This is a genomic window from Pseudomonas sp. PB101, assembly GCF_009764265.1.
Lineage (GTDB): Bacteria > Pseudomonadota > Gammaproteobacteria > Pseudomonadales > Pseudomonadaceae > Aquipseudomonas.
This window is the reverse complement of the sequence record NZ_RWIR01000017.1, coordinates 1-2,731: the sequence shown is the minus strand read 5'-3', so window position 1 is coordinate 2,731 and position 2,731 is coordinate 1. Positions and strand designations below refer to the sequence as shown.

The window sequence follows — 2,731 nt, the reverse complement described above, 5'->3', positions numbered from 1 at the left end:
GCGGTGCTGCCGGCGGCGTAGGTAGTGTCACCGATGGTGAAGTTAACCACGCTGACGGGACCATCGACGCTCGAAGTGCCGGTGAGGACGCTACCGCTAACAGGGGCGTCTTCAGCGGTGGTCACGCTTTCGCTGGCATCGACAAAGCTGTCATCAACCGGCGTAACGCTGATGTTCAGGGTCGAGGTGACGTTGCTGCCGGAACCGTCGGTGACGGTGTAGCTGACCGTCGGCACCGTGCCGTTGTAGTTGGCATCCGGGGTGAAGGTGTAAGCGCCGTTGGCGCCAATGACCAAGGTGCCGACATTGGCGATGGTAGCCGTATTACCGGCCGCGTAGGTGGTATCACCGATGGTGAAGTTGACCACGCTGACCGGACCATCGACGCTCGAAGTACCAGTAAGGACGCTGCCACTCACCAGTGCGTCTTCAGTGGTGGTCACGTTTTCGCTCAGGTCGGTGAAGCTGTCGTCGACCGGGGTGACGCTGATGTTCAGGGTCGAGGTGACATTGCTGCCGGAGCCATCGGTGACGGTGTAGCTGACGGTTGGCACCGTGCCGTTGTAGTTGGCATCCGGAGTAAAGGTGTAAGCACCGTTGGTGCCGATCACCAGGGTACCGACATTGGCAATGGTCGCCGTGCTTCCGGCGGCGTAGGTGGTGTCACCGATGGTGAAATTAACCACGCTGACGGGACCGTCGACGCTCGAAGTACCGGTGAGCACGCTGCCGCTCACCGGTGCGTCTTCAGCAGTGGTCACGCGTTCGCTGGCATCGACAAAGCTGTCATCGACCGGCGTGACACTGATGTTCAAGGTCGAAGTGACATTGCTGCCGGAACCGTCGGTGACGGTGTAGCTCACGGTCGGCACCGAGCCGTTGTAATTGGCGTCCGGCGTAAAGGTGTAAGCGCCGTTGGCGCCGATCACCAGGGTACCGACATTGGCAATGGTCGCCGTGCTTCCGGCGGCGTAGGTGGTGTCACCGATGGTGAAATTAACCACGCTGACCGGGCCATCGACGCTCGAAGTGCCAGTAAGGACGCTGCCACTCACCGGGGCATCTTCGGCGGTGGTCACGTTTTCGCTTGCATCGACAAAGCTGTCGTCGACCGGCGTAACACTGATGTTCAAGGTCGAAGTGACATTGCTGCCGGAACCATCGGTGACGGTGTAGCTCACGGTCGGCACTGCACCGTTGTAGTTGGCATCCGGAGTAAAGGTGTAAGCGCCATTCGCCCCAATGACCAAGGTACCGACATTGGCGATGGTCGCCGTGTTGCCGGCCGCGTAGGTGGTGTCACCGATGGTGAAATTAACCACGCTGACCGGGCCATCGACGCTGCTCGTGCCGGTGAGCACGCTGCCACTCACCGGCGCGTCTTCAGCGGTAGACACGCTTTCGCTGAGGTCGGTGAAGCTGTCATCGACCGGGGTGACACTGATGTTCAAGAACGAGGTGACGTTGCTGCCGGAACCGTCGGTGACGGTGTAGCTGACGGTCGGAACGCTGCCGTTGTAATTCTCGGCTGGCGTGAAGGTGTAAGCGCCGTTGGCGCCGATCACCAAGGTGCCGACGTTGGCGATGGTCGCCGTGCTGCCAGCGGCGTAGGTGGTGTCACCGATGGTGAAATTCACCACGCTGACCGGGCCATCGACGCTGCTCGTGCCGGTGAGGACGCTGCCGCTCACCGGTGCGTCTTCAGCAGTGGTCACGTTTTCGCTCAAGTCGGTGAAGCTGTCATCGACTGGCGTGACACTGATGTTCAAGGTCGAGCTGACGTTGCTGCCGGAGCCGTCGGTGACGGTGTAGCTGACGGTTGGTACCGTGCCGTTGTAATTGGCGTCCGGAGTAAAGGTGTAAGCCCCATTAGCTCCGATCACCAGGGTGCCGACATTGGCAATGGTCGCCGTGCTGCCAGCCGCGTAGGAGGTGTCACCGATGGTGAAGTTGACCACGCTGACCGGGCCATCGACGCTCGAAGTGCCAGTAAGGACGCTGCCACTCACCGGGGCATCTTCAGCGGTCGTCACGCTTTCGCTGAGGTCGGTGAAGCTGTCGTCGACCGGCGTGACACTGATATTCAGGGTCGAGGTGACATTGCTGTCGGAGCCGTCGGTGACGGTGTAGCTGACGGTTGGTACCGTTCCGTTGTAATTGGCGTCCGGAGTAAAGGTGTAGGCGCCGTTGGCGCCGATCACCAGGGTGCCGACATTGGCGATGGTCGCCGTGCTGCCAGCCGCGTAGGTGGTGTCACCGATGGTGAAATTCACCACGCTGACCGGGCCGTCGACGCTGCTCGTGCCGGTGAGGACGCTGCCGCTCACCGGTGCGTCTTCAGCGGTGGTCACGTTTTCGCTCAAGTCGGCGAAGCTGTCATCGACTGGCGTGACACTGATATTCAGGGTCGAGGTGACGTTGCTGCCGGAACCGTCGGTGACGGTGTAGCTAACTGCCGGTACCGAGCCGTTGTAATTGGCGTCCGGCGTAAAGGTGTAAGCCCCGTTAGCGCCAATCACCAGGGTGCCGACGTTTGCAATGGTCGCGGTGCTGCCAGCCGCGTAGGTGGTTTCACCGATGGTGAAATTCACCACGCTGACAGGACCATCGACGCTCGAAGTGCCAGTAAGGACGCTGCCACTCACCGGGGCATCTTCGGCGGTGGTCACGTTTTCGCTGGCATCGACAAAGCTGTCGTCGACCGGCGTGACACTGATATTCAGGGTCGAGG

At 61.0% G+C, this 2,731-nt stretch carries 1 protein-coding gene; it reads right to left on the bottom strand.

Annotation, left to right across the window (positions count from 1 at the left end; genetic code table 11):
- Positions 1–2,731: cadherin-like domain-containing protein (locus EI969_RS05010; RefSeq protein WP_160386199.1), on the bottom strand; the 2,731-nt coding region annotated here is incomplete at both ends.